This is a genomic window from Photorhabdus khanii NC19 (assembly GCF_000517265.1).
GTDB lineage: Bacteria > Pseudomonadota > Gammaproteobacteria > Enterobacterales > Enterobacteriaceae > Photorhabdus > Photorhabdus khanii.
The window spans coordinates 1-25544 of the sequence record NZ_AYSJ01000014.1 but is presented as its reverse complement, the minus strand read 5'-3'; the positions used below and the strand labels follow the sequence as shown (position 1 = coordinate 25544).

Here is a 25544-nt window from a genome sequence, read left to right as displayed (position 1 = left end):
CAATCAAATTAAGGCAAATAAATGCTATTTTTATTTAAAAAGTACGTTGGTGCGATGGTAATGCCTCTGCCACTAATATTACTGATTTCACTTGCTGCCTTATTCCTGTTGTGGTTTACCCGTTGGCAAAAAACAGGAAAAACAGTTCTGACACTCAGTTGGCTTACTCTGCTTCTACTCAGCCTGCAACCCGTTGCCGATAAGCTGTTGTTACCATTGGAATCAGTTTACGCTAAAGCCTACCAACCTGATCCCAGTCACATCAATCCACCTGTTGATTATATCGTCGTTCTTGGTGGTGGTTTCACTTATAACCCAAATTGGGCACCCAGTTCAAACTTGTTTAACAACAGCTTGCCACGGGTAACAGAAGGCATCCGTTTATATCGCCTAAACCCCGGCGCTAAAATGGTCTTTACCGGTGGTAAGGGAGAGAGTGCTAAAAGCAACGCGGAAGTCGCCGCTATAGTAGCACAATCTCTGGGCGTACCCGCAGAAGATACTATCGCACTGACAAAACCCATGGATACAGAACAAGAAGCACATGAAGTTGAAAAATTGATTGGCAAGCGCTCTTTTATTCTGGTCACCTCCGCCAATCATATGCCGCGGGCGATAACTTTCTTTAAACAACGTGGATTGAACCCCATTCCCGGCCCGGCAAATCAATTAGCCATCACGTCCTCTTTACATCCCTGGGAAAAATACCTGCCCTCTGCTTATTTCCTGTCTCATTCAGAGCGGGTATGGTATGAAACTTTAGGTACTCTCTGGCAACGTATTAAACCGTCGAAAAGCTCAGAGCCTCCACAAACACCAGAGCATGCTCAACCGGTAAATGATCCACAAACCATGCCTTGAAATAACATGGAGAAACGAAAGCGCAAATAGTAATAAAATGACGCGCTTTCGTTAACTCGAGAATGGGTGCAAACAAGTCATTAGATTTTAGCAAAAACTTTTCTGACTGCGGCTAAATCTTCTGGCGTATCAACCCCCGCTCCCGGCGCTTTCAGTGCAATACCAACATGGATTTTCTCGCCGAACCAAAGTACCCGCAATTGTTCCAGCATTTCAATTTGCTCTAACGGGCTTGGCTCCCATTGCACATAACGACGGATAAAACCCGCGCGGTAAGCATAAATACCAATATGACGCAGGAAATTATCACCAATCATTTCCCGTGATTGCATAAAACGATCACGTTCCCAGGGGATCGTCGCTCTGGAGAAATAGAGTGCATAACCCTGTTTATCCATAACCACTTTCACCGCATTGGGGTTAAAGGCTTCTTCCGCGTCACGGATTTTCACCGCCAAGGTTGCCATTCCGGCTTGGCAAGCCGCCAGATTCTCTGCGACTTGTTTAATAATCTCTTCAGGAATTAAGGGTTCATCACCCTGAACATTGACAATAATTTCATCATCGGAGAATTGATATTTTTCAATAACTTCCGCCAACCGCTCAGTACCAGAATGATGATTCTCGTTAGTCAAACAAGCCTCACCACCCGCAGCCACAACCACATCAGCAACGTCGTGATTATCCGTTGCCACAATAACCCGTTCAGCACCCGAACGCATGGCGCGCTCCATAACCCGCACAATCATTGGCTTACCATGAATATCGGCTAATGGTTTACCGGGTAAACGGGTAGAAGCAAAGCGGGCAGGAATAATAACGGTGAACATGCCTTATTTTCCCTCATCCAGAGGTAACTCACGGGCTTCGTGGTCTAACAGAACGGGAATGCCATCACGCACAGGAAATGCCAGTCGATCCAACTTACAGATAAGTTCAAAATTCTCTTTATCGTAACTGAGCTTGCCGTTACATACAGGGCAAGCAATAATTTCGAGTAAACGGTGATCCATATACATCCTCCAGTTGTGGAGCTTTTATTCGATGCGGCCCAGAATAACATAAGCCTGGTGTCACCGTTAACTCTTGTTATTTGATCTTTCGATCCTTTTCCCAATATCATTCACAAAAATCCAGATAGAGGAAATGTGAAGGTTCAGAACCCTCTCAGTAGATGTTATGCTTTTGTCTGAGAACCGATTTAGCTCTCTCTTTAATCATAAAGAGCGACAAATAAAATAATCTAATGAGATGAAGTCTTAAAATGCAATTACATCGGTTGCAGTTAAGCTATAACCGTTGCGAGTAATTGAAAATTCTACATTTTGTCCTTCTGTGAGTGATTTGCTTTTTGTATTAGCAATCGCTTTTCTTCTGACCAATATGTCTTGTCCCCCATCTTGTGGAGAAATAAAACCATATCCTTTATTCTCATCAAACCATTTCACTCTGCCCATCTTTAATTGTAATGTCATGATAAATCCCCCATTTGCTCATCTCACAATAATTTAATTTATTGTTTTTGATGTTTTTTACCCTTGATTAAGTTTTCGAATAGAACCTCGTCTCAGTTTCAATACGTTAAAATACACTTAATTCGAGTAGCACATTTGTTTAAGTAATGAATACAAACAACAAGTATCCTGCCAACATTGCCGATGACTGAACCAAGTTCATACAACGGTTGCTCATCCACAATGCATCGTTTTAATATCATTTAACAACGATAAAAAATCAAATAAATCTGGAATAATTACTGAAATTTTACGAATTGGTCAGAAGAGAACGGCTTGATAAGGAAGCGGATAGAACAGCCTCCTTGCCCGCTATCAGCTCACATTGGGCTGCTTTAGTTCAACTGTGAAATTTACTTAAACTTTTTATTGGCTTCCAATAATGAATCTATTTCATTCAACATTGCCTGCCCTTTTTCCTGTGGTAATTGGGCATCTACCGGTAAATACCACCAATTTGGCCGGGCAAATTTAAAGCACTTAACAGCATCTTTTTCCGTCATCAGTAAATTCTGGTTTGTATCAGCCAGATGACTCAGTTGCTCTTCGGTGTACATTTGATGATCAGCAAATGCATACTCTTTTTGTACATCAGCACCCAACTGTTGCAGAGTAGCAAAGAACCGTGGTGGATGCCCGATTCCTGCCATAGCAACAGCGTGAGGTATGAGATGCACTGCTCGTTTTTCACCGCTAACCATATTCACCGCCAGCCTGCCGGCTAATGTCATTGATAATTCGCCTGATTCAGGAGTACCGCCGTTGGTAATAACGGCATTAACCTTATTCAACCGCCCGGATAACTCACGCATTGGGCCAGCCGGAAGCCACCAACCATTACCAAAACGGCGTACGCCATCAATGACCGCGATTTCAAAATCCCGTTGTAAAGCATAATGCTGTAGACCATCGTCAGTAACGATAATATCTAATGACGTATCTGCCAGTAACGCTTTTACTGCTTCAACCCGTTTTGGCGCAACCGCTACAGGTGCACCAGTACGACGATGGATCAGCACCGGTTCATCACCTGCCTGAGCCGTAGTGATCTTGTCAGTCACCAACAAAGGATAATTTTCTGCTTTACCGCCATAGCCACGGGACACAACACCAACCCGGTAACCTTTTTTCTGCAACTGTTCCACCAGCCAGATAACAACCGGCGTCTTACCATTACCGCCAACAGTCAGATTACCCACCACCACAATAGGTACAGGCGCTTTCCAGGATTGACTCAACCCCGCTTTATAACTCAATCTCCGTAAGCCACTTATCAGCCCGTAAAGGGCTGAAAAAGGTAATAACAGCAAATAAAGCCATGAACGGCCTGACCATATGCGTTCAATCATTGCCCAAATTGCATCCGATGTAGTTGTGAGTAAACCCCATTGTTCTCCAACAGAGAGAGATGGTTGCCTCGTTCAACAATATGCCCGTCTTCAATAACCAGAATTTCATCCGCTTTTTCAATGGTTGAAAGGCGATGTGCGATAACCAGTGAAGTTCTGTTTTTCTGCAATTCATCTAATGCCGCCTGAATCGCCCGCTCAGATTCAGTATCCAATGCTGAAGTTGCCTCATCAAGAATCAGAATCGGAGAATCACGCAACAAGGCGCGCGCGATAGCAATACGCTGACGCTGACCACCCGAAAGCAGAACACCATTTTCACCGATCATGGTATCCAGACCGTTATCCAACTTCCTGATAAAATCCATTGCATAAGCCATCTCAGCCGCCTTCTCAATCTCTTCGCGGCTGTATTGGTTTTCACTGGCATAAGCAATATTATTCGCTACGGTGTCGTTAAATAAATGGACATTTTGCGATACCAAAGCCACCTGGCTACGCAAAGAGAAAAGCGTATATTCCCGTAAATCATGACCATCAAGCAAAATGTTACCTGCGCTGATATCATAAAAACGGGTCATCAAATTGGCTATTGTGGATTTACCAGACCCCGATCGCCCCACCAACGCGATAGTTTTGCCGGCCGGGATATTCATGGAAACACTTTGTAACGCCGGCAGTTCTTTGGTCGGGTAGCAAAAAGTGACATCACGGAACTCAATATCCCCTTTCGCTTTTTTAAGCTCCAATTTGCCATCGTCTTTTTCCTGTTCCATATCCAGAATAGCAAACAGAGTCTGACAGGCAGCCATACCACGCTGGAATTGCGCGTTAACATTAGTCAAAGATTTCAATGGGCGCATCAGCGCAATCATGGATGAGAATACGACGGTAATTTTACCGGCGGTCAGGGTTTCCATAATATCCGGAAAGCTTGCCGCGTACAGTACGAAAGCCAAAGCAAACGAAGCAATAAGCTGAATAATCGGATCAGAAATTGATGAAGCGGAAACCATCTTCATGCCTTGCTGACGCATACGGTTACTGACTGTATTAAAGCGTTCAGATTCTACTTTCTGCCCGCCGAAAATCAGCACTTCTTTGTGCCCTTTCAGCATCTGCTCCGCACTGGCGGTGACTTGCCCCATGCTGTTCTGCATATTTTTACTGATACTGCGAAACCGCCCCGATACGGCACGAATAACTAATGACACTATCGGCGCAATCACAATCAGGATCATTGATAGCTGCCAGCTATAGTAGAACATCAGGATAAACAGGCCGATGATTGATGCCCCTTCCCTGACCACGGTAATCAGTGCACTGGAAGAGGAGGAGGCCACCTGTTCAGAATCATAAGTAATGCGGGAAAGCAGTGTCCCGGTAGATTGTTGATCAAAGAATGACACCGGCATCCCCATCATATGGCTGAACAGACGACGGCGCATCTGCATAACCACTTTACCGGAGACCCAGGAGATACAGTAACTTGATACAAACCCGGATAGCCCACGCATAATCATCAAAGCAATCACAACCAGTGGCATCCATTTCAGTACATCACTGCTTGCTTTGCCGAAACCTTCATCAAGTAAAGGCTTAAGCAATGAAAGCATTAACGTATCACCGGCAGCATTAAGGATCAGTGCAACCGCAGCAACTATCAGCCCAATCTTAAAAGGAAAAATGATTGGCCATAGTCGGCGAAAGGTCTGCCAGGTAGAAAGGTCTTTATCATTCATTATTGAGTTACCAACACCAAAAGAAATAGCGGGTTATTCTACTCATGATCACCACGAATACCAAACCACTGATGATACCAACGTGACATAATTTGTTGCCTGTAGTCCACAATTTCAACGTAATCACCATAAAAACAACCCGTTATTTGCCCAGACACCGCGGTAGTACGCCATTCTGCCCCGGCCTTACGATAACGCCGCTGCACCTTGACCGAAGGGAGCCTCCACGGGCTATAGCGTGCAACAGAGGCCAATGCATATTGCGGCGCCACGGTATGAATAAAAGTTGCCGTAGATGATGTGTTACTACCATGATGTGGAACTTGCAATATCGTCGATCTTAAATTCTCTTTTTCTATTCCCAGCAGCTTATATTCCCCCTGCTTTTCCAGATCCCCAGTCAAAAGCAGGCTGTGTTTGCCATCATCTACACGAATGACACAGGATTCATTGTTACCCGCGTGTAATGATCTTGCCGGCGGCCATAATACACGGAAGCTCAACCCTTGCCAGCGCCACTGTTCACCGCGTATACATGGAAGATGTTCACTGTTAATTAAAGGGCTTCTGACAGGAATATCAGGATATTTCCGTTGTAAGAATTCCAGCCCGCCCGTATGGTCAAGGTGATCATGACTGATAATAATCTGCTCCGGCGTTAATCTGTGCCAACGCAAATAAGGAATTATCACCCTCTCGGCCATACTGCCGGTTTCCCAGCGATTACCGGTATCAAAAATCAGCGCCTTGCCCTCTTTTTCAATGATAATAGCCAGCCCATGCCCAACATCCAGCATAGAAAACCGCCATAGATATTCTTCGTTGCGCCTCAGATAACAGAGCATGACCGCTAAAGAAATGCCAATCAGCCATTTGTATGATTGCCACCAGGCGAATCGCCAGATAATGACAATAAACCAGGTAATAAATGTGATTAATAGAGGAAAACGGCCAGTTTCACTCCATGACTGTTGCAAAACTGGCAAAGGGATCAAAGAGAAGGTCACAGAGTAATCGACTAATTGCCATAATAAAGCGTGAATAACAGGGCAAAAAGTGCTTATTAATGCCAGCATAATCAACGGCACAGTCATAAAAGAGATGATTGGCACTGCCCAAAAGTTAGCAAATAAAGCGGCAAAATTAACACCATGAAACAATAATAGCTGGAGGGGAATGAGCATCAGCATCATGCCCATTTGCATATATAACCCACGCAACCATAGCCATTTCCAGCCATAACGAAATGGCTCAGTCAACGGTGCCCAGTAGAACCAGAACATCAACGCCATCACAGCAAAGAAGGAGAGCCAGAAACTATCAGAAAGCACGGTCAGGGGATCAAATAAGAGAATAATTGCGGCTGTCCACAATGCCCACTGCCAAGGGAAACACAGAATATTTCTGTAGCGTAAATAGAGCCAGAGAGTTAAACCAAGTAATGCGCGAATAGCCGGAATTCCCCAACCCGATAGCCAGACATAATTCATTGCCACTATCCAGCCGGTAATTAGTGGGAATTTGTGCCCTATCCAGCGTACAGGAAAGAAAAGTTGCAATACCCTTGCCATTCCCCAACCAAACATGCTGGCAATGGTAATATGCAACCCGGAAATTGCCATAAGGTGAGCGGTACCTGTCTGTTGTAATAATAAGTTATCCTCCTTACTTAGCCATTGACGCTCACCGAATGCTAATGCCATTGCAATGCCACTGTGTTTTAACTCACGCATGGCCGGAGCAATCTTACTGACCAGTTGCTGGCGTAAGTTACATTTATCGTCAATTAATTCAGCGTGAATGACTTTTCCGGTTAAAGGTTGACGGATAGCTAATGCCCTGCGCTGGCTATCATAACCAGCTTGATTTAGCTGACTATGAACTGGCCGTAATTTCATTTTTAGCTGCCATTTTTGACCGGCACACAGAGAGTTAAGTGGAATATTCCAATAGGCAGAGATATACAGTGGCGGGAAAATAATTTTATTTTCATCTGCAATAATACGCAGAAGAACCCTGTTTTTTCCTTCAATGACTTCATCACCTAATGACAAGCTCTCAACAATTCCCTGCGATAAGTGCTCTTTCTCACTAAGATAGATTATCTGTTCGAGCAGATGATTTCCCTGCCAGCATCCGATAAGAAATGCCAGCAACGAAATTGATACCATCCGGCAAAGATAGGATGGCAAAAACAAACAAAATAAAGCCAATAATATCAATGCAATAATCTGCTGTTTTTGCGGTAATTCAGGCAGAAAAAGCAAGGGTATAATACCGGCAATAATGGCTACCGCAGCCTGATTCACACTGATTACCGGAACAGGCTGTTTCCAGTTTGTCGTTATCCTGTTTATCAAGACTGAAAACCACATCCTTATTTACCCTATCCTTACCCTTTTATTTTACTCAACAAAGTATTTCTTATTATTTAAAAGGCTGCCAGAGGTATCAGAAGAATTATCAAACACCTTCGCAGATTAATTTTAGGTTAATAATAATTTCATATAAAAACGTGAGCAGCTTCGCAAACAGTCAGGAACTGTAATATTATTTTTTCTCTTTATATTCAGCGCAGATATAGAATAAAATACATTGCGAATTCATACTCGCACTACAGACACAAACGCGCAACCCAAGCTATCAAGAAGTTATATTATCTATTTACTATTACCATTAAATCTATTGTTTTTGAAATCATTAGTAAAGGCTGTAAAATAAAAAATCATTACCACCAGGTATTATCTCTATTATTGAACACTAATTTGGCAAAGTTACAAAAATCACTATCTGATTTTTGTGATTAATATCGCATTGATTAAACATGAATAAGATTACTCTTTATACTCTATTTTTATGTGAAAAATCATCAGAAATCATGTTAAATACAAACAAGGTGGTTTTTATGAAAAATGAAATAATTTTATCTGACTCTTTACAAGAGAATGATCTCACTAGACTATTTAATGATGAAGCGTTAGCAATTCATGTAAAAAAATATGTCGATAGTCATATTTCAGACAAACTCTCAGATTTTTTCCTCACTCATGAGAATCTAGAACTTCACGCTCATGATTTAAAAAAAGGAGACAAAACTATTTTTGTGGATTATGGCGTTGATAGAGTTGGTATATCCTACAACACGACCTTTGGAAAATCCAAAGATAGCGATAGTTATAAAAAATATTTTGAGAACGCGTTATCCGCAATAAGAAATGTCAGAAATTTCTGTGCCCCAATGTTAGCCCCTTTCGATAAATTGCGTTTAGAGTTGGATGAAGTCTGGTCCCCGGGCGCCAGTATTGCAAACTTTGAAGGTAAAAAGATGCACGTTGGCATCGCCAGGGTGATGAAAAGGCCCGAACTCTCTTTCATGGTTGAAAAACAACCTCATTTTGATGGGCTTCAACAGCAATCTGTTAATTTGTTAGGGCAATTCTCGGTAAATATATATATAAAAATGCCGGTAAATGGAGGAGAGCTAGAACTGTGGGATGTCCCTGCAATTCCTATCACCGAGTTAATCGAAGATAATGCAGAAAATGATTGGCGAGGCACTCTTCCGCCTTCCATCCTTATTAAACCAGAACAAGGAGATTTGATCATAATAAATACCAGGAAGCCCCATGCCATTCGCAGTTTTTCCGATGGGTGTAGAATATCATTACAAAGCTTCATTGGATTATCACTAAATAAACATCTCATGCTATGGAATTAATTATATGGTTGATGTAATGAGTACATTAGGAACGTTTTTTCTTTTAGGATTGGGAGCTGCAGCTCCCGTTGGCCCTATAAATATAGAGATTATGCGCAGACACTTAAATATCAGTTGTCTTCACGCTGTGGTTTTCGGTTTAGGTGCTTGCTTTGCCGATATAATTTATTTATTACTTTTAGGTGCCGGGGTATTACAATTATTCTCTAATACTATTTTCATGCCTATTCTGGGTTTTTTAGGTGCGTTAATTGTCATTTGGTTTGGTATTACCAGTTTTCTAAATAAGAAAAACGAAGAAAACAGAAGTATCATACGAAAGCCCTATCACAGACAATTTTTTGATGGTGTATTTTTAACACTATTAAATCCGTACAATGTTATTTTCTGGTTGTCTGTCAGTGCGCAACTCAACAATATTACATCAGGTAAATATAGTTTAGCTATTGGTGCATCAGGGACAATTATTGGTGTTATATTTTGGGTGGCATTGATTAATGCTGTTATATTTTTCTCCAGGAAAATGCTCAGTCATCGTGTTATTAAATTTATTAATTATACCAGTGGAGTCATTTTGATTATGCTTGGGATCTATTTCTTTTCATATTCAATAACATTATTCAATCTGCATTTTTCTTAAGCAGGAAACGCAGTGCCTGAGGAATGAATAAAATTCTTGATCAAACGAAAGTCATGGATATCCTCAGGCATAATTAAAAATTTCTGTACCTGTACTTAGAAAAAGCTGAAATTAAAATAATCACGATAGTCTCATCACTTATCGTTGATCAAAAGAGAGAAAAATTCATTATGAAATATAATATCAGGTCATTTATGAACAATTAAAGTTAATGTTATCTCAATCAGTATATTATTTTCTCAAAAAAATGATAAGAAAATCCTTTCGTTATCATTATTCATACTCAAGATATACCCTACAGTGAAAAAAACATGCTAAATGGTCGCCTTTATTTATATAACCCCAGCTCTTGATTAAACCAATTCATCTACGATTTTGTTTTTCAAACTGTTCGCAAATGAATTGGCTTTCAAAAAGAACCGCCCCTCTATTATTGACTACCAACGCACTTCTGATGTGGATAAAAACATTACAGAATCAACATGCTCAAACAGGTCATAATCAACCTGCATACTGGTTGGTATCCGAAAATCCAGTAGCGTATACAGTTCTGTCCAGCCGACATCTTTCTTGAGAAATTTTCGCGGCGGAAGAGCCTTTTCAGGCTTACCAAACTGCTCGTGAACCCATTTCCTAGACATTAAGGACTTCAAAGGAGAAGGTAATTCATTAGGGAATTGGTATGAGGGTCTCTTCTGATCAAGCAGAAAAAGCTCTACAGCAAATAAAACCTTACCATCCCTTTTAAAAGCTAAATGCATACCCTCTTTAGCCATATTTAAAGTAATATCTGGATCTCCAGGGTATCCTGTTGGTTTCGTTTTATAAGGGATTAATCCTTCATTAAAAATTTCCTGATAAGACTTCCCCAGACTGTTTATTAATGCCTCTACGTTGACTGTCATTTATATAGCCTCTGTTCTTCATTAAGTTCGTGCATTTTTTCCCGAGCATTTTTAAGTTGCGCTTCTGATGCACCATAATCCTTTCATGCTGGAGTTATTGCATCAAAGTCTCTATCAATATGGGCTGGAACCTGAAACTCCTGTTCGTTCGGTGTCCATAAAATCGTCGGCCTGTGCTCTCCCGGCTCCCAGAATTCATAATTACCCGTGGTCCGATTCAGTAACCGACACTTTATCCAGACCACTTTCCGGGCTAACGTGATACCCCTGAACTGTCATCCTGCCGCTTTTTTCATCTCTGATCCAGCGGAAACGCACACGCGTCGGGGCTTTGCCAAACTGTTCAGCAATTTCACTCAGGTGATAGCGGTTTAAGTAGTCCTCTTCGCCTTCATTCAGCTTCGGTGAATAAAACAATCCCATTAACCCGACCGTCAACGGATTTGGGGCAGCCAGCCAACGCCCGGAGCTGGCAGCGCCACCGCCAATGTAACGCATCACCAGCGCTTCCCCATCCGCTACCGCGCTGCGGGTGGTGGCCGCCACTGCCGTAGCCGCCGCTTCAACCTTCTCCTTTCCACCGCCAAACCACCGTTTATACCACGGTAATTTTTTATCCTGCGGCTTATCCGGTTCAGGCGGGTGTTTTTTGCCCTGAGGAGGTGGTTCAGGCTTTTGCGCCGCTACCGGAGCGGGAGATGACGGCACCTGATATATCCCCATTCTGCCAAAGTTATTCGCGGGTTCAGCTTCGGTTCCCGCGTCCGTACAGCCTTTGCCCCGCTGGCAGGATTTCGTAAACACCGGTATCGGCGGTGGGGGAGCCTGCGTCACAGACGGTGGACCGGGCTGAACGCTTCCCGCAGCCTTCACAGGCAAAGAGACAGTCTGCGCCGCCATATTAGTGGGAGCAACAACCCGGTCAGCAGGCTCTTCCTGCTTCTCATAGCTGTCCATCACGGAATTAATCAGCTGGGCCCGACAGGGGCAGGTGCTGACACTATCTAATGTGCCCGCCAATCGTCGTCCCATGCTAAACATACTGGGTACACCCCCGGCAATTATGTAAGTACCGGAATGTTTACCACAGGTGACATGATCCCCTTCACGGGCGGTTGCCCGCCCGTTAAATGTGATGGTCTGGTCACCGGTGATAATGACTCCACCACAGGTCGTTTTATCATCAACGAGCAGATAATAGCCCTTTGCCATCCTATTCGCCTCTCCATTGGTTTACCACATGAAGAGTGTTCCTAACTGAAATTATCATCATATTCTTATCACTTATAGGCTAATAGATGATCAATACTGCAATAGATTTCACTTAGAAAGATATAGGAATATTCCGAAAATTATAGAAATGAGGTTGATTGATTCTGGTAATTCATCATATCTCGTAACAATTTTGATACAATTTTTCAGCAAAGGAGGGAATCACAAATGAATTTAAAATCAATGGCAACATCGGTTTTATGTACCAAATGATTTTTTGGGGAAATCATGTCAGATTGACAAGATTATGGAGGCAGGTTTTCTTAACATAATAATCAGCTCTTTTTGTATGAGCCTTATTAGAATCAAAACGCTGACCAAAAGGTCAACACTTTGTTATTAATCTAAAACAGCACCCAAAGGTGCTGTTTAGAATAAGCAATAACTTGTTATCTTCAAACTTAATCGTAGATATTCACGCGATCACGTAACTCTTTGCCAGGTTTAAAGTGGGGAACGTATTTACCTTCCAGTTCCACTTTATCACCCGTTTTAGGGTTACGACCTACGCGCGCGGCACGGTAGTGAAGAGAAAAACTGCCGAATCCGCGCACCTCTATACGCTCACCATCTGCCAATGTTATTGCCATATGGTCGAGCATTTCTTTCACTGCATCTTCAACGGTTTTGGCCGAAATATGAGATTGCTGGCCAGCAAGTCTTTCGATTAATTCAGACTTGGTCATTAGTACCTCCCTAAACTACCGTACTTGGATAACACGAACGTGTGATGTATTATCCACCGTTATTAACTTTAATTACTCGCCTTTAGCTGCTTTGAAAGCTTCAGCCATTGCGTTGTTAGCAAAGTTTGTGTCTTCTTGTTTGTTCACAGAAGCGATAGCGTCTTTTTCATCAGCTTCGTCTTTAGCGCGAACAGACAGGTTGATTACACGGTTTTTGCGATCAACACCAGTGTATTTAGCTTCAACTGCATCGCCAACGTTCAGAACCAGAGTCGCATCTTCAACACGGTCACGAGAAGCTTCTGATGCACGCAGGTAACCTTCAACGCCGTCAGCCAGTTCTACGGTAGCGCCTTTAGCATCAACTGCGGTGACTTTACCATTAACAATAGCACCCTTCTTGTTTACAGACAGGTAGTTATTGAATGGATCTTCCGCCAGTTGCTTGATGCCCAGGGAGATACGCTCACGCTCTGCGTCAACTTGCAGCACAACAGCGGCAATTTCGTCGCCTTTTTTGTATTCACGAACGGCTTCTTCTCCGGTAACGTTCCAGGAAATGTCAGACAGGTGAACCAAGCCGTCGATGCCGCCATCCAGACCAATGAAGATACCGAAGTCAGTGATAGACTTGATTTTACCTTCAACACGGTCATTTTTGTTGTGAGTTTCAGCAAACAGCTGCCATGGGTTAGCTTTACACTGTTTCAGGCCCAAGGAGATACGACGGCGTTCTTCGTCAATATCCAGAACCATAACTTCCACAACGTCACCAACATTAACAACTTTGGATGGGTGGATGTTTTTGTTGGTCCAGTCCATTTCTGAAACGTGTACCAGACCTTCAACGCCTTCTTCGATTTCTACGAAGCAGCCGTAATCAGTCAAATTAGTCACGCGGCCAGTCAGTTTAGTCCCTTCTGGGTAACGCTTAGCAATTGCCACCCATGGATCTTCGCCCAGTTGTTTCAGGCCCAGAGATACGCGGGTACGCTCACGGTCGAATTTCAGTACTTTTACTGCGATTTCATCGCCCACATTGACGATTTCACTTGGATGTTTAACACGTTTCCAAGCCATATCAGTAATGTGCAGCAAGCCATCAACGCCGCCCAGATCAACAAATGCACCGTAGTCAGTCAGGTTCTTAACGATACCTTTAACTTCCATACCTTCTTGCAGGTTTTCCAGCAGTTGATCACGTTCTGCGCTGTTTTCAGATTCGATAACAGCACGACGGGAAACAACTACGTTGTTGCGTTTCTGATCCAGTTTGATGACTTTAAACTCAAGCTCTTTACCTTCCAGGTGAGTCGTATCACGAACTGGACGAACATCAACCAGAGAACCAGGCAGGAATGCACGGATACCGTTCAGTTCGACAGTAAAGCCGCCCTTCACTTTGCCGTTGATGATGCCGGTAACAGTTTCTGCTTCTTCGTAAGCTTTTTCCAGCATCAGCCACGCTTCATGGCGTTTTGCTTTCTCACGGGACAGAACAGTTTCACCGAAACCATCTTCAACAGCGTCTAGCGCAACATCAATTTCATCACCGACCTGGATTTCCAGCTCACCCTGAACATTTTTGAACTGTTCTACAGGAATAGCAGATTCTGATTTCAGACCTGCGTCAACTAATACAACGTCTTTATCGATAGCAACAACGATGCCGCGAACGATAGCACCTGGACGAGTTTCAATAGATAGCAGGGATTCTTCAAAGAGTTGAGCAAAAGATTCTGTCATGTTAATGATCTTCAAGATTTCAATTTAACGTCCACTTAGCTTCCCGCCGAATGGGGTTGTTTTACATGCCCTGTCACTATTCCCTGTGACAAGGTTGTTTGGTTTGTGGGAAAATTTTTTAGCCCACGTACCTAATTTTCAGTACATCACCATCAATTATAAGCTAAAAACTTAAAATTGCTTAGGTAATGAAAGTGTTTTTTTCACATAATTTAGCGCTTTATCGATAACTTCTTCGATAGACATACTGGTTGAATCCAATATTAATGCGTCTTCAGCGGGCGCTAACGGCGCAACTGTCCGGTTACGGTCGCGATAATCGCGTTCCTGTATCTCGGATAAAAGACGTTCAAAGTTAACACTAAAGCCTTTTTCCTGCAACTGTAGCATACGTCTGCGCGCACGTTCTTCTGCGCTGGCATCAAGGAATATTTTCACCGGCGCATCAGAAAACACCACCGTTCCCATATCCCGACCATCAGCAATCAAACCCGGAGCAATGCGAAAAGCACGTTGACGCCGTAACAACGCCTCACGAACCCGAGGGAAAGCAGCTGCCTGTGAAGCGGTGTTTCCCACCGTTTCGGTACGGATTTCATTGCTGACATCTTCCCCCTCAAGTATCACACTTAGCTTCCCTTTTTCCGGGACAAAACGGACATCAAGATTAGCCGCCAAAGGAACTAACGCGTCTTCGGACCGGATATCCACCTGATGATGAATCGCCGCCAGCGCCAATACCCGATAAATAGCACCTGAATCAAGCAGTTGCCAGCCTAAAGCTTCCGCCAATGCCTGACATAAAGTGCCTTTACCCGCGCCACTTGGCCCATCAACAGTTACTACTGGGGCTATCGCCACCATTATTGTTCTCCTTTCGCATGGCGAATTCATTCTTCGCCGGATGCTGAATATTTACTCAATAAAACAATCAATATCTGTAGTTTATTATACGCCCTCAAAAGGGAAGCGGAATAAGCGGATTCTACGGTAAGTAGGTTTTGATCAAAGAAATACGCTTTATTGAGTCATAATCGTCGCCAGTTATGACTTCCGCTGGCTTAATCTTTCCAATTGATTGAAATAGTCCGGGAAGGTTTTTGCTGTACAACCCGGATCGAGGATAGCAACCGGTGTATCAGACAGGGCCACCAGCGAGAAGCACATTGCCATCCGGTGATCATTATAGGTGCCAATTTCAGCCGGCAGTAACCTTTGTGGCGGTGTAATCCGGATATAATCTTCCCCTTCTTCCACTTCCGCGCCCACTTTACGCAATTCTGTTGCCATTGCATGGAGCCGGTCTGTCTCTTTTACCCGCCAGTTGTATATATTACGAATAACGGTCTCCCCTTCCGCAAACAGCGCGGTCGTGGCGATTGTCATCGCGGCATCAGGGATCGCATTCATATCCATATCAATGCCAGTCAGGGTGCCACGTTCACATTCAACGAAGTCATCACCCCAGCGAATTTTCGCCCCCATTTTTTCCAGGACATTGGCAAATTTGGTATCCCCTTGAAGGCTGTTTTTACCAATCCCAGTCACACGCACACTGCCACCTTTGATTGCCGCCGCCGCCAGAAAATAGGAAGCAGAAGACGCATCACCTTCAACCAGATAGTGACCCGGAGAGTGGTATTGCTGCCAGCCTTTAATATGGAAAACCTGATATTGATCGTGACTTATGGTAATTCCGAAACTTTTCATTAGTGCCAGAGTGATATCAATATAAGGTTTAGAAACCAATTCACCCTGAATATGAATCTCAGAATCCTTTTCTGCCAATGGCGCGGTCATTAGCAACGCAGTCAGAAACTGACTGGAAACACGACCATCTACGGTCACTTTACCGCCAACAAAACCACCTTTAATGTGTAACGGCGGATAATTTTCCTGCTCCAGATACTCAATTTCCGCCCCCCCCTGACGCAAAGCATCCACAAGATGACCAATCGGACGCTCTTTCATCCGGGGTTCGCCAGTGAGAATGACATCATTTTTACCAAGGCATAAAGCAGCAGCTAATGGGCGCATTGCCGTACCGGCATTGCCAAGAAACAGTTCCACCGTGCCTTTACCGGTAATCACCCCACCCATACCGTCAACTTCACAACAGGTACGATCATCAGACAGACGGTAGCTGACCCCCAATGCCGTCAAGGCATTGAGCATATGGCGGATATCATCACTATCCAGCAAGTTAGTCAGACAGGTTGTGCCTTTGGCGAAAGCCGCCAGTAATAATGCACGATTGGAAACACTTTTTGACCCTGGCAGGTTAATGGTTCCATTAATAGAGGAAATAGGTTGCAGCGTCAGGGATTGCATAAATAACAGGATCTCCGATTCTCAATGAAATTATTTTAAGTATAAGTGAGATATTTTTACGTTTGAGGAAATATTTCCTTAACCCTGAATATTCCGGGAACGTTTGTTCCCGGTCATGGTTGGCAAGTTAGCCGTTACGGCGTTCAAAATCAGCCATAAAATCAACCAAAGCCTGAACGCCTTCTATCGGCATAGCATTATAAATAGAAGCACGCATACCGCCGGAAACACGGTGTCCTTTCAGTGCCTGTAATCCCTGAGCCTCTGCTTCTGCCAGAAATTTCCTGTCCAGTGAAGCATCTGCCATCTGAAACGGTACATTCATCAGGGAACGATTTTCAGGAGCAATCTGGTTGTGGTAGAAATCACTGTTATCAATGGCATGATAAAGCAGCCGGGCTTTGGCCTGATTACGTTTTGCCATCTCTTGTACCCCGCCTTGCCCTTTCAGCCACTTGAAGACCAAGCCGGAGAGATACCAGGCAAAAGTTGGCGGTGTGTTGAACATGGAATCATACTCCGCCAGAACGGTATAATCAAAAATCGACGGTGTTTCTTTACGGGCTTTACCTAATAAATCTTCACGAACAATAACCAGTGTGAGCCCCGCCGGACCAATATTTTTCTGCGCTCCGGCATAAATCATACCATAACGGCTGATATCCAACGGCCCGGAAAGAATAGAGGAAGAGTAATCCGCAATAATAACTTTATTATCATCAAAATCTGGATTTTCATGAATGGCGATACCATCAATGGTTTCATTCGGGCAATAATGGACATAAGCCGCATCATTGCTTAATGACCATTCGCTCATTGGCTTAACGCCTTTCAAGCCATTAATTTCGGTTTTGATATTAATCACATTCGGCGTGCAATATCTTTCTACTTCTTTGACTGCACATTCAGCCCAGTAACCGCCATCAATATAATCGGCTTTAACATTATCACCCAAAAAGTTCATTGGGATAGCCGCAAATTGACCGCGGGCACCACCGTGGCAAAACAATACCTTATAATTTTCAGGTACTGACAATAAATCCCGCAGATCCTGTTCTGCTTCCTTTGCTACAGCAATGAATTCCTTACTGCGGTGACTGATTTCCATAATCGAAGTCCCGATACCATGCCAGTTACAGAGTTCCTGTTCTGCTCTGCGCAATACTTCAACCGGTAACATTGCTGGGCCTGCACTGAAATTATATACCTGACTCATTTACTTCACTCCATCTGACGAAATGATAATAATAACAAAAAGAATCTGATATATCGGTTGTATCATTCCCCTTTCATTGCTGCAATGGTTATTGAATAGCGGAATAAAGATAAACGAAAAATAACATGTATTGATGACGTAATGATAATGTGGTGGGGAAAACAACACATCCAAGGCGCTGTATTTTACAGCGCCCACACTTAACTTTTTATCACCCCAAACAATCAGGGAACGCTAACTCAATATTTAACAAACATCTCGTGAATTTTTACCGGATCATGAGTTTTAGTCAGTGCTAATTGTAAAAGCACTCTGGCCTTTTGCGGATTCAAGCGTTCAGATGCCACAAAACCATATTTGCTATCATCCACTTCCGCATCCTGAGTGACATATCCTACCGGTACACGGCTTGCTCTCACGACCACAACCCCCTCTTTAGCGGCTTTAGCCAGGGTATCGAAAATCGCTTTGTACATATTACCGTTGCCCACACCGGCGCTGACAATCCCTTGATAGCCATCATTTAGTAGTGCTTTCGCTGGCAGATCAGAAGCATTCGCATAGTTATAAACAATGCCGACTTTTGGCAGCTTATCCAGTTTGCTGACATCGAAAATAGCCTTGTCCGCTCTCGGCTTCGCTTCAGTGTAATAATTGACTTTGCCATTATGAACAAAACCTTCAGCACCAGCATTAATTGGCTGGAACGCCTGAACTTCAGTCGTACTCATTTTCACCACGGTACGCCCGCTGATAACCGCATTATTCATTGCCATCAACACGCCACGGTTGGCTGATTCTTTATCACTTGCAACCACGACTGCGTTATACAGATTTAACGGGCCATCAGCACCAAGCGCAGTAGATGGGCGCATTGCGCCAACCATCACAATCGGTTTCTGGCATTGAGTTGTCAGATCGAGGAAATAAGCAGTTTCTTCCATCGTGTCTGTGCCGTGAGTGATAACAAAACCATCGGTTTTATCACAATCAGCGTTGATTTTTCTCGCCAGTGTCAGCCACACCTGATCATTCATATCCTGTGAGCCAATATTAAATACCTGCTCACCTTTCAAGTTGACAATATCTTTGATTTCAGGAACAGCATCGACTAATGCATCAACCCCAACTTTTCCAGCAACATAGCTGGATTCAGTCGCAGACTTACCTCCACCTGCAATCGTTCCTCCTGTTGCCAAAAGTGTAATATTTGGCAAAGCCAAAGCAGAACCGCTGATTAATGCCAATAAACTGGCTAAAGCTGTTTTGTTAATCTTCTTCATGCTGATTCCTTAATAAAAAATATCCTGTCCGATTATGAATGATGATAACAATAAATCTGTGATGCGTACTAGACTTTATAGTAAGGAATAGAGCTGCCGAAGAAAAACTCGTATGATGAGCGCTCTGTAATGAGCACTCATAAGTGAATACCATGACGCAAACCTTTATTCCCGGCAAAGACGCCGCACTGGAAGACTCAATCAATAGCTTTCAGCAAAAACTGCAACATCTTGATTTTAATATCGAAGAAGCCTCATGGCTGAATCCGGTCCCTCATGTCTGGTCAGTTCATATCCGCGACCGCGATTGCCCTTTATGTTTCACCAACGGCAAAGGTGCAAGTAAAAAAGCCGCTTTAGCTTCTGCTTTAGGGGAATATTTTGAACGTCTGTCAACCAACTATTTTTTTGCTGATTTCTATTTAGGGCAGGCTATCGCTAACGGTGAGTTTGTCCATTACCCCAATGAAAAATGGTTTGCTTTACCGGATGATGATTCCCTGCCGGAAGGCATTCTGGATGCCCGGTTACGTCAGTTTTACAATCCTGACAATGACTTATGCGCAAGTCAGTTAGTTGATTTGCAATCAGGCAATAAAGAACGTGGTATCTGCTCACTGCCGTTTACCCGTCAATCTGATAACCACACTGTCTATATTCCAATGAATATTATTGGCAATCTTTATGTTTCCAATGGGATGTCAGCAGGCAACACGATTAATGAAGCCAGAGTTCAAGGGTTATCAGAAGTTTTTGAACGCTATGTAAAAAACCGGATTATTGCGGAAGGCATCAGCCTGCCAGAAATTCCCCAAGAAGTGATGAATCGTTATCCTGGGGTTGTTGAAGCGGTTAACAAATTACAGGATGAAGGCTTCCCACTCTATTGTTATGACGCTTCTCTTGGTGGACAATTCCCGGTTATTTGCGTCGTTCTGTTTAATCCCAATAATGGTACCTGTTTCGCCTCTTTTGGTGCTCATCCTGAATTTGGTGTGGCACTGGAACGTACAGTTACCGAACTGTTGCAGGGCCGCAGTCTGAAAGATCTGGATGTGTTCAATGCCCCCACTTTCGATAATGAAGAAGTTGCGGAACATACCAATCTGGAAACCCACTTTATTGATTCGAGCGGATTAATCAGTTGGGATCTCTTCAAGCAAGATGCTGATTATACATTCGCTGACTGGAATTTCAGCGGCACCACAGAAGAAGAATTTACCACCTTAATGACTATCTTCAAGCAACTGGATGCGGAAGTTTATATTGCTGATTACGAACATCTTGGTGTTTATGCCTGCCGTATTCTGGTGCCGGGTATGTCTGATATTTATCCCGTGGAAGATTTGCATATTGCCAATAACACCATGGGGATCCACCTGAGGGAAACTTTATTCGCGCTACCGGATAGTCAATGGCAACCGGAAGAATATCTGGCCCTGCTTGAGCAATTAGATGAAGAAGGTCTGGACGATTTTACCCGCGTCCGTGAACTGCTTGGCATAGCTGTTGGTAAAGACAATGGCTGGAGCAATTTACGTATTGGTGAACTGAAATCCATGTTAGCGCTGGCAGGTGGTGATCTGGAACAAGCACTGATTTGGGTAGAGTGGACTCAGGATTTTAACGCCTCAATCTTTACGGCTGAACGGGCTAACTATTATCGCTGTCTGCAAACATTGCTTTTACTTGCTTTGGAAGCGGATAAAGCGCCTTCGCAATATTACCCAGCATTCATAAAAATGTACGGGCAGGATGCTGTTGAAGCAGCGTCAGCGGCTATTTCCGGTGAAAATTGTTTTTATGGCCTGTGGTCAATTGATTCAGATTTAAAATCACTGGCTGCTCATCAGGCTTTATTAGCCGCTTATGAGAAGTTGCAAAAAGCAAAATATCATTTCTGGAACGCCAAATAATATTCAATTTGGCTGAAAAGATAATTTATTATTAAAAGTAAAGTTCAGGTTAAATTAAGTTTATTTAAAACAACAAATAAATAACAAATTAACCTGAAATTTTACTTGTTGAATTGCCTTTCAATAAGCGAATAAAAAAATACAATAAAATTTAAAAAAATTTTAATTCACGTAACTCAATAAATTTATTAATATTTTATCCATTCAAGTCCATCAAAACAGCGTTTGCTCTCTGAGGATTATGATCTATATCAAATTTAGCCCCAAGAGCCTTTGTTACTATCATTACGTACAATAACTAATGAATAATAAAGAGAATGTTAGTATGCGAGCTGACAACCCTTTTAACTTATTGCCACCTGCGGTAATGACACAAATCGCCGATGATCTTGGTGTTTATAAAACCACCAAACATCCTGCAATAACCTATATGTCAGCCATCACTGCCGGGGTTTTTATTTCTATTGCATTTGTCTTTTATATTACCGCCACCACAGGAACCGCCTCTATCCCTTACGGGCTGGCTAAATTAGTTGGCGGAATTTGTTTCTCCCTCGGATTAATGCTAGTTGTCGTTTGTGGCGCAGACTTATTTACTTCCACTGTGCTCACGATTATTGCTAAAGCAACCGGGCGGATAACCTGGAACCAAATGTTTAAAAACTGGATTAACGTTTATTTGGGTAATCTGATTGGCGCGCTATTTTTCGTCACGGTAATATGGTTTGCCGGTCAATATAATGTTGCTAATGGATTATGGGGCCTAAACGTACTACAAACGGCTGACCATAAAGTACACCACACGTTTATTGAAGCCCTGTTTTTAGGCATTCTCGCCAATCTGATGGTTTGCCTCGCGGTTTGGATGAGTTATGCCGGACGGAGTTTAATCGACAAAATATTTGTCATGATTTTACCTGTGGCCATGTTTGTCGCCAGCGGCTTTGAGCACAGTATTGCTAACATGTTTTTAATTCCGCTTGGTATTGTTATTAAGCATTGCGCACCAACTGAATTCTGGATCAATGTGGGAGCGACACCTGAACAATTTTCTCAACTCACCCTTTCACACTTTATTACTGACAATTTAATTCCGGTCACTATCGGTAACATTATCGGTGGCGCAATTTTGGTGGGTTTGACTTACTGGTTAATTTATCTGCGTAGCGAGCAAAAACATTAATTAGCGCCCTCGCCGGGTTTCTCAAAAGTTCGATTATTAAAAGGTAGAAGTATCATGACTGAATTAAATGAAAAATTCTCTGTAGCATGGCAAGGTTTTAATCAGGGTGACTGGCAGAACGAAGTTAACGTTCGCGACTTCATCCAAAAAAACTATACACCATATGAGGGTGATGAATCTTTCCTGGCAGATTCGACCAAAGCAACTGATGCCCTGTGGGAAAAAGTCATGGAAGGTATCAAAATCGAAAACCGTACTCATGCGCCGGTTGATTTTGATACTGATGTTGCTGCTACCATTACCTCTCATGACGCAGGTTACATCGAAAAAGATCTGGAAACTATCGTCGGCCTGCAAACTGAAGCCCCACTGAAACGCGCCCTGATCCCATTTGGCGGCATCAAAATGGTGGAAGGATCATGTAAAGTTTATGGTCGTGAACTCGATCCTAAACTGAAACAAATTTTCACTGAATATCGCAAGACACATAACCAGGGCGTGTTCGATGTTTACACTCCAGATATTCTGCAATGCCGGAAATCCGGTGTTCTAACGGGTTTACCTGATGCCTATGGCCGTGGTCGTATCATTGGTGACTATCGCCGGGTTGCGGTATATGGTATCGACTATCTGCGTGATGATAAACTCGCCCAATTCAATTCGTTGCAGGAAAAACTGGAAAATGGCGAAGATCTGGCGATGACCATTCAGTTACGCGAAGAGATTGCCGAACAGCATCGTGCTCTGAATCAAATTAAAGAGATGGCCGCTAAATACGGCCATGATATTTCTGGTCCCGCAACTAATGCTAAAGAAGCGGTACAGTGGACTTATTTCGCTTATCTAGCAGCGGTTAAATCTCAGAATGGTGCCGCTATGTCCTTCGGGCGTGTATCCAGTTTCCTGGATATTTACATCGAACGGGACCTAAAAGCCGGGAAACTAACAGAAATCGAAGCTCAGGAATTGATCGACCATCTGGTCATGAAACTGCGTATGGTTCGCTTCCTGCGTACACCTGAATATGATGAACTGTTCTCCGGTGATCCAATCTGGGCAACAGAATCTCTGGCCGGAATGGGCGTGGATGGCCGTACTCTGGTGACCAAAAACAGTTTCCGTTTCCTGAACACTTTATACACCATGGGCCCATCGCCCGAACCCAACATGACTATCCTGTGGTCTGAAAAACTGCCTGTGAGTTTCAAAAAGTTCGCCGCAAAAGTTTCCATCGACACCTCATCTTTACAGTATGAGAACGATGATCTGATGCGTCCTGATTTCAATAACGATGACTACGCTATCGCCTGTTGTGTCAGCCCAATGATTGTGGGTAAACAGATGCAATTCTTTGGCGCCCGCGCAAATCTGGCGAAAACCATGCTGTACGCAATCAACGGCGGCGTGGATGAAAAGTTAAAAATACAGGTTGGCCCAAAAGAAGAGCCAATGAAAGATGACGTACTGGACTACGATAAAGTGATGGCCCGTATGGATCATTTTATGGATTGGCTGGCAAAACAGTATGTTACCGCACTGAACATCATCCACTATATGCATGATAAATACAGCTACGAAGCGGCATTGATGGCGCTGCATGATCGTGATGTTTACCGTACTATGGCATGTGGTATCGCCGGTCTGTCTGTCGCTGCTGACTCGTTGTCTGCCATTAAGTATGCCAAAGTCTCACCGATCCGTGACGAAGACGGTTTAGCTGTTGACTTCAACATTGAAGGTGAATACCCACAATTCGGCAACAACGATCCACGGGTTGATGATATCGCCTGTGATTTGGTTGAACGCTTCATGAAGAAAATCCAGAAGCTGAATACTTACCGTCACTCCGTGCCTACTCAATCAGTTCTGACCATCACCTCTAACGTGGTATATGGCAAGAAAACCGGCAACACGCCTGATGGACGCCGCGCTGGCGCACCATTTGGCCCTGGAGCTAACCCAATGCATGGCCGTGATCAGAAAGGGGCCGTCGCTTCCCTGACCTCTGTTGCTAAACTACCATTCGCCTATGCAAAAGATGGTATCTCTTATACTTTCTCTATCGTGCCGAATGCGTTAGGTAAAGATGATGAAGCACGTAAAACTAACCTGGCAGGTCTGATGGATGGTTACTTCCACCACGAAGCAACCATTGAGGGTGGTCAGCACCTGAACGTCAACGTAATGAACCGGGAGATGTTGCTGGATGCAATGGAAGACCCTGAAAAATATCCTCAATTAACTATTCGGGTATCGGGTTATGCCGTGCGTTTCAACTCATTGACGAAAGAACAGCAACGGGATGTGATCACCCGTACTTTCACGCAATCTATGTAATCAATCTATGTAATAATGTGTTGCCAAAAGGCCCTGAATTCTGGGGCCTTTATTCATTTATCCCGTCAGTTTTGGAGCAATCCTATTATGTCCGTACTTGGCCGTATTCACTCTTCCGAATCCTGTGGCACTGTTGATGGCCCAGGTATCCGGTTTATCGTCTTTTTTCAGGGCTGTCTGATGCGCTGCCTCTATTGCCATAATCGCGATACATGGGATACCCACGGTGGTAAAGAAGTCACTGTCGAAGAATTGATGAAAGAGGCAACAACCTATCGTCATTTTATGAACGCCTCAGGCGGCGGCGTTACCGCATCGGGTGGTGAAGCCATTCTTCAAGCTGAATTTGTACGTGACTGGTTTAGAGCCTGTCATGCCGAAGGCATTCATACCTGTCTTGATACCAATGGATTTGTCCGCCGTTATGATCCGGTTATTGATGAACTGATGGACGCGACTGATCTTGTTATGCTTGATTTAAAACAGATCAATGATGAAATCCACCAAAAGCTGGTGGGTGTTTCAAATCATCGCACTTTGGAGTTTGCCCGCTATCTGGCTAAACGTCATCAAAAAACCTGGATTCGTTACGTTGTTGTTCCAGGCTGGTCCGATGATAATGGATCCGCTCATATGCTGGGTGAATTTACCAGCAATATGAAAAATATTGAAAAAATTGAGCTTCTACCTTATCACGAACTGGGTAAGCATAAATGGATTACCCTAGGTGAGGAATATAAGCTGGAAGGTGTTAAACCGCCGGCAAAAGAGACAATGGACAGAGTGAAAGGTATTTTGGAAAGCTATGGGCATAAGGTTGTGTATTAATTAAATAACCTCAGCTC

Annotated in this window: 20 protein-coding genes and 1 pseudogene; 7 read left to right on the top strand and 14 right to left on the bottom strand. The window is 43.5% G+C overall.

Going from position 1 to position 25544, the window contains the following annotated elements; all coding sequences use genetic code 11:
• Positions 1–21 precede the first annotated feature (21 nt).
• A complete protein-coding gene (gene elyC, locus PTE_RS15705) occupies positions 22–861 on the top strand; it encodes an envelope biogenesis factor ElyC (protein WP_036848577.1) in 840 nt (279 codons plus the stop codon).
• Between the two features lie 80 nt (positions 862–941).
• Here the strand turns inward: elyC and kdsB are convergent, their stop codons facing one another.
• The 6 genes from kdsB to PTE_RS15675 all read right to left on the bottom strand — a co-directional run bounded on the left by kdsB (position 942) and on the right by PTE_RS15675 (position 7841).
• The gene (gene kdsB, locus PTE_RS15700) at positions 942–1691 is read right to left on the bottom strand and encodes a 3-deoxy-manno-octulosonate cytidylyltransferase (RefSeq protein WP_036848576.1); all 750 of its coding nucleotides are present in this window, start codon (positions 1689–1691) and stop codon (positions 942–944) included.
• A gap of 3 nt (positions 1692–1694) precedes the next feature.
• Positions 1695–1874, bottom strand: coding sequence for a Trm112 family protein (locus PTE_RS15695; protein WP_036848571.1), 180 nt, complete (start codon positions 1872–1874; stop codon positions 1695–1697).
• Positions 1875–2120: 246 nt separating this feature from the next.
• Positions 2121–2336 carry a cold-shock protein gene (locus PTE_RS15690; protein WP_021325185.1) on the bottom strand — a complete coding sequence of 72 codons (216 nt, stop codon included), beginning with the start codon at positions 2334–2336 and terminating at the stop codon, positions 2121–2123.
• A gap of 392 nt (positions 2337–2728) precedes the next feature.
• Complete coding sequence (gene lpxK / locus PTE_RS15685) at positions 2729–3724, bottom strand: tetraacyldisaccharide 4'-kinase (protein WP_036848570.1); 996 nt, start codon at positions 3722–3724, stop codon at positions 2729–2731.
• Positions 3721–5469: a lipid A ABC transporter ATP-binding protein/permease MsbA gene (msbA, locus tag PTE_RS15680; protein ID WP_036848568.1), complete on the bottom strand. Its 1749-nt coding sequence runs from the start codon at positions 5467–5469 to the stop codon at positions 3721–3723. The genes lpxK and msbA overlap by 4 nt, the downstream gene beginning before the upstream one ends.
• A gap of 35 nt (positions 5470–5504) precedes the next feature.
• Positions 5505–7841 (bottom strand): ComEC family protein, encoded by a 2337-nt coding sequence (locus PTE_RS15675; protein WP_036848567.1) that lies wholly within the window; start codon positions 7839–7841, stop codon positions 5505–5507.
• Positions 7842–8371: 530 nt separating this feature from the next.
• Between PTE_RS15675 and PTE_RS15670 the strand changes: the two genes are divergently transcribed.
• Positions 8372–9184 (top strand): 2OG-Fe(II) oxygenase family protein, encoded by an 813-nt coding sequence (locus PTE_RS15670; protein ID WP_036848565.1) that lies wholly within the window; start codon positions 8372–8374, stop codon positions 9182–9184.
• A 4-nt stretch (positions 9185–9188) separates the two neighbouring features.
• Positions 9189–9824 carry a LysE family translocator gene (locus PTE_RS15665; protein WP_036848563.1) on the top strand — a complete coding sequence of 212 codons (636 nt, stop codon included), beginning with the start codon at positions 9189–9191 and terminating at the stop codon, positions 9822–9824.
• Positions 9825–10261: 437 nt separating this feature from the next.
• On the opposite strand, the gene PTE_RS15660 is transcribed toward PTE_RS15665, so the two are convergent.
• The 8 genes and pseudogenes from PTE_RS15660 to ansB all read right to left on the bottom strand — a co-directional run bounded on the left by PTE_RS15660 (position 10262) and on the right by ansB (position 19263).
• Positions 10262–10729 carry a DUF6392 family protein gene (locus PTE_RS15660; RefSeq protein ID WP_036848561.1) on the bottom strand — a complete coding sequence of 156 codons (468 nt, stop codon included), beginning with the start codon at positions 10727–10729 and terminating at the stop codon, positions 10262–10264.
• Between the two features lie 86 nt (positions 10730–10815).
• Positions 10816–11941: pseudogene (locus PTE_RS15655) on the bottom strand (S-type pyocin domain-containing protein); the annotation flags it as partial.
• Between the two features lie 461 nt (positions 11942–12402).
• On the bottom strand, positions 12403–12687 hold the full coding sequence (gene ihfB / locus PTE_RS15650) for an integration host factor subunit beta (RefSeq protein WP_021325190.1): 285 nt from the start codon (positions 12685–12687) through the stop codon (positions 12403–12405).
• Positions 12688–12759: 72 nt separating this feature from the next.
• On the bottom strand, positions 12760–14433 hold the full coding sequence (gene rpsA, locus PTE_RS15645; protein WP_036848559.1) for a 30S ribosomal protein S1: 1674 nt from the start codon (positions 14431–14433) through the stop codon (positions 12760–12762).
• 171 nt (positions 14434–14604) lie between these two features.
• Positions 14605–15297: a (d)CMP kinase gene (gene cmk / locus PTE_RS15640; protein WP_036848556.1), complete on the bottom strand. Its 693-nt coding sequence runs from the start codon at positions 15295–15297 to the stop codon at positions 14605–14607.
• 180 nt (positions 15298–15477) lie between these two features.
• Entirely contained in the window at positions 15478–16764 is a 1287-nt protein-coding gene (aroA, locus tag PTE_RS15635; RefSeq protein ID WP_036848553.1) for a 3-phosphoshikimate 1-carboxyvinyltransferase, read from the bottom strand.
• Between the two features lie 127 nt (positions 16765–16891).
• Positions 16892–17980, bottom strand: a complete 1089-nt coding sequence (serC, locus tag PTE_RS15630; protein WP_036848551.1) for a 3-phosphoserine/phosphohydroxythreonine transaminase — start codon at positions 17978–17980, stop codon at positions 16892–16894.
• Positions 17981–18219: 239 nt separating this feature from the next.
• Entirely contained in the window at positions 18220–19263 is a 1044-nt protein-coding gene (gene ansB / locus PTE_RS15625) for an L-asparaginase 2 (protein ID WP_036848548.1), read from the bottom strand.
• Positions 19264–19415: 152 nt separating this feature from the next.
• Here ansB and ycaO point away from each other — a divergent pair, with 152 nt between their 5' ends.
• From ycaO to pflA, 4 genes are all read left to right on the top strand, one after another.
• Positions 19416–21179, top strand: coding sequence for a 30S ribosomal protein S12 methylthiotransferase accessory factor YcaO (gene ycaO / locus PTE_RS15620; protein WP_036848545.1), 1764 nt, complete (start codon positions 19416–19418; stop codon positions 21177–21179).
• 325 nt (positions 21180–21504) lie between these two features.
• Positions 21505–22362 carry a formate transporter FocA gene (gene focA / locus PTE_RS15615; protein ID WP_036848542.1) on the top strand — a complete coding sequence of 286 codons (858 nt, stop codon included), beginning with the start codon at positions 21505–21507 and terminating at the stop codon, positions 22360–22362.
• 54 nt (positions 22363–22416) lie between these two features.
• A complete protein-coding gene (pflB, locus tag PTE_RS15610) occupies positions 22417–24699 on the top strand; it encodes a formate C-acetyltransferase (protein WP_036848540.1) in 2283 nt (760 codons plus the stop codon).
• Positions 24700–24786: 87 nt separating this feature from the next.
• A complete protein-coding gene (gene pflA / locus PTE_RS15605; RefSeq protein WP_036848537.1) occupies positions 24787–25527 on the top strand; it encodes a pyruvate formate lyase 1-activating protein in 741 nt (246 codons plus the stop codon).
• Positions 25528–25544: the final 17 nt, after the last annotated feature.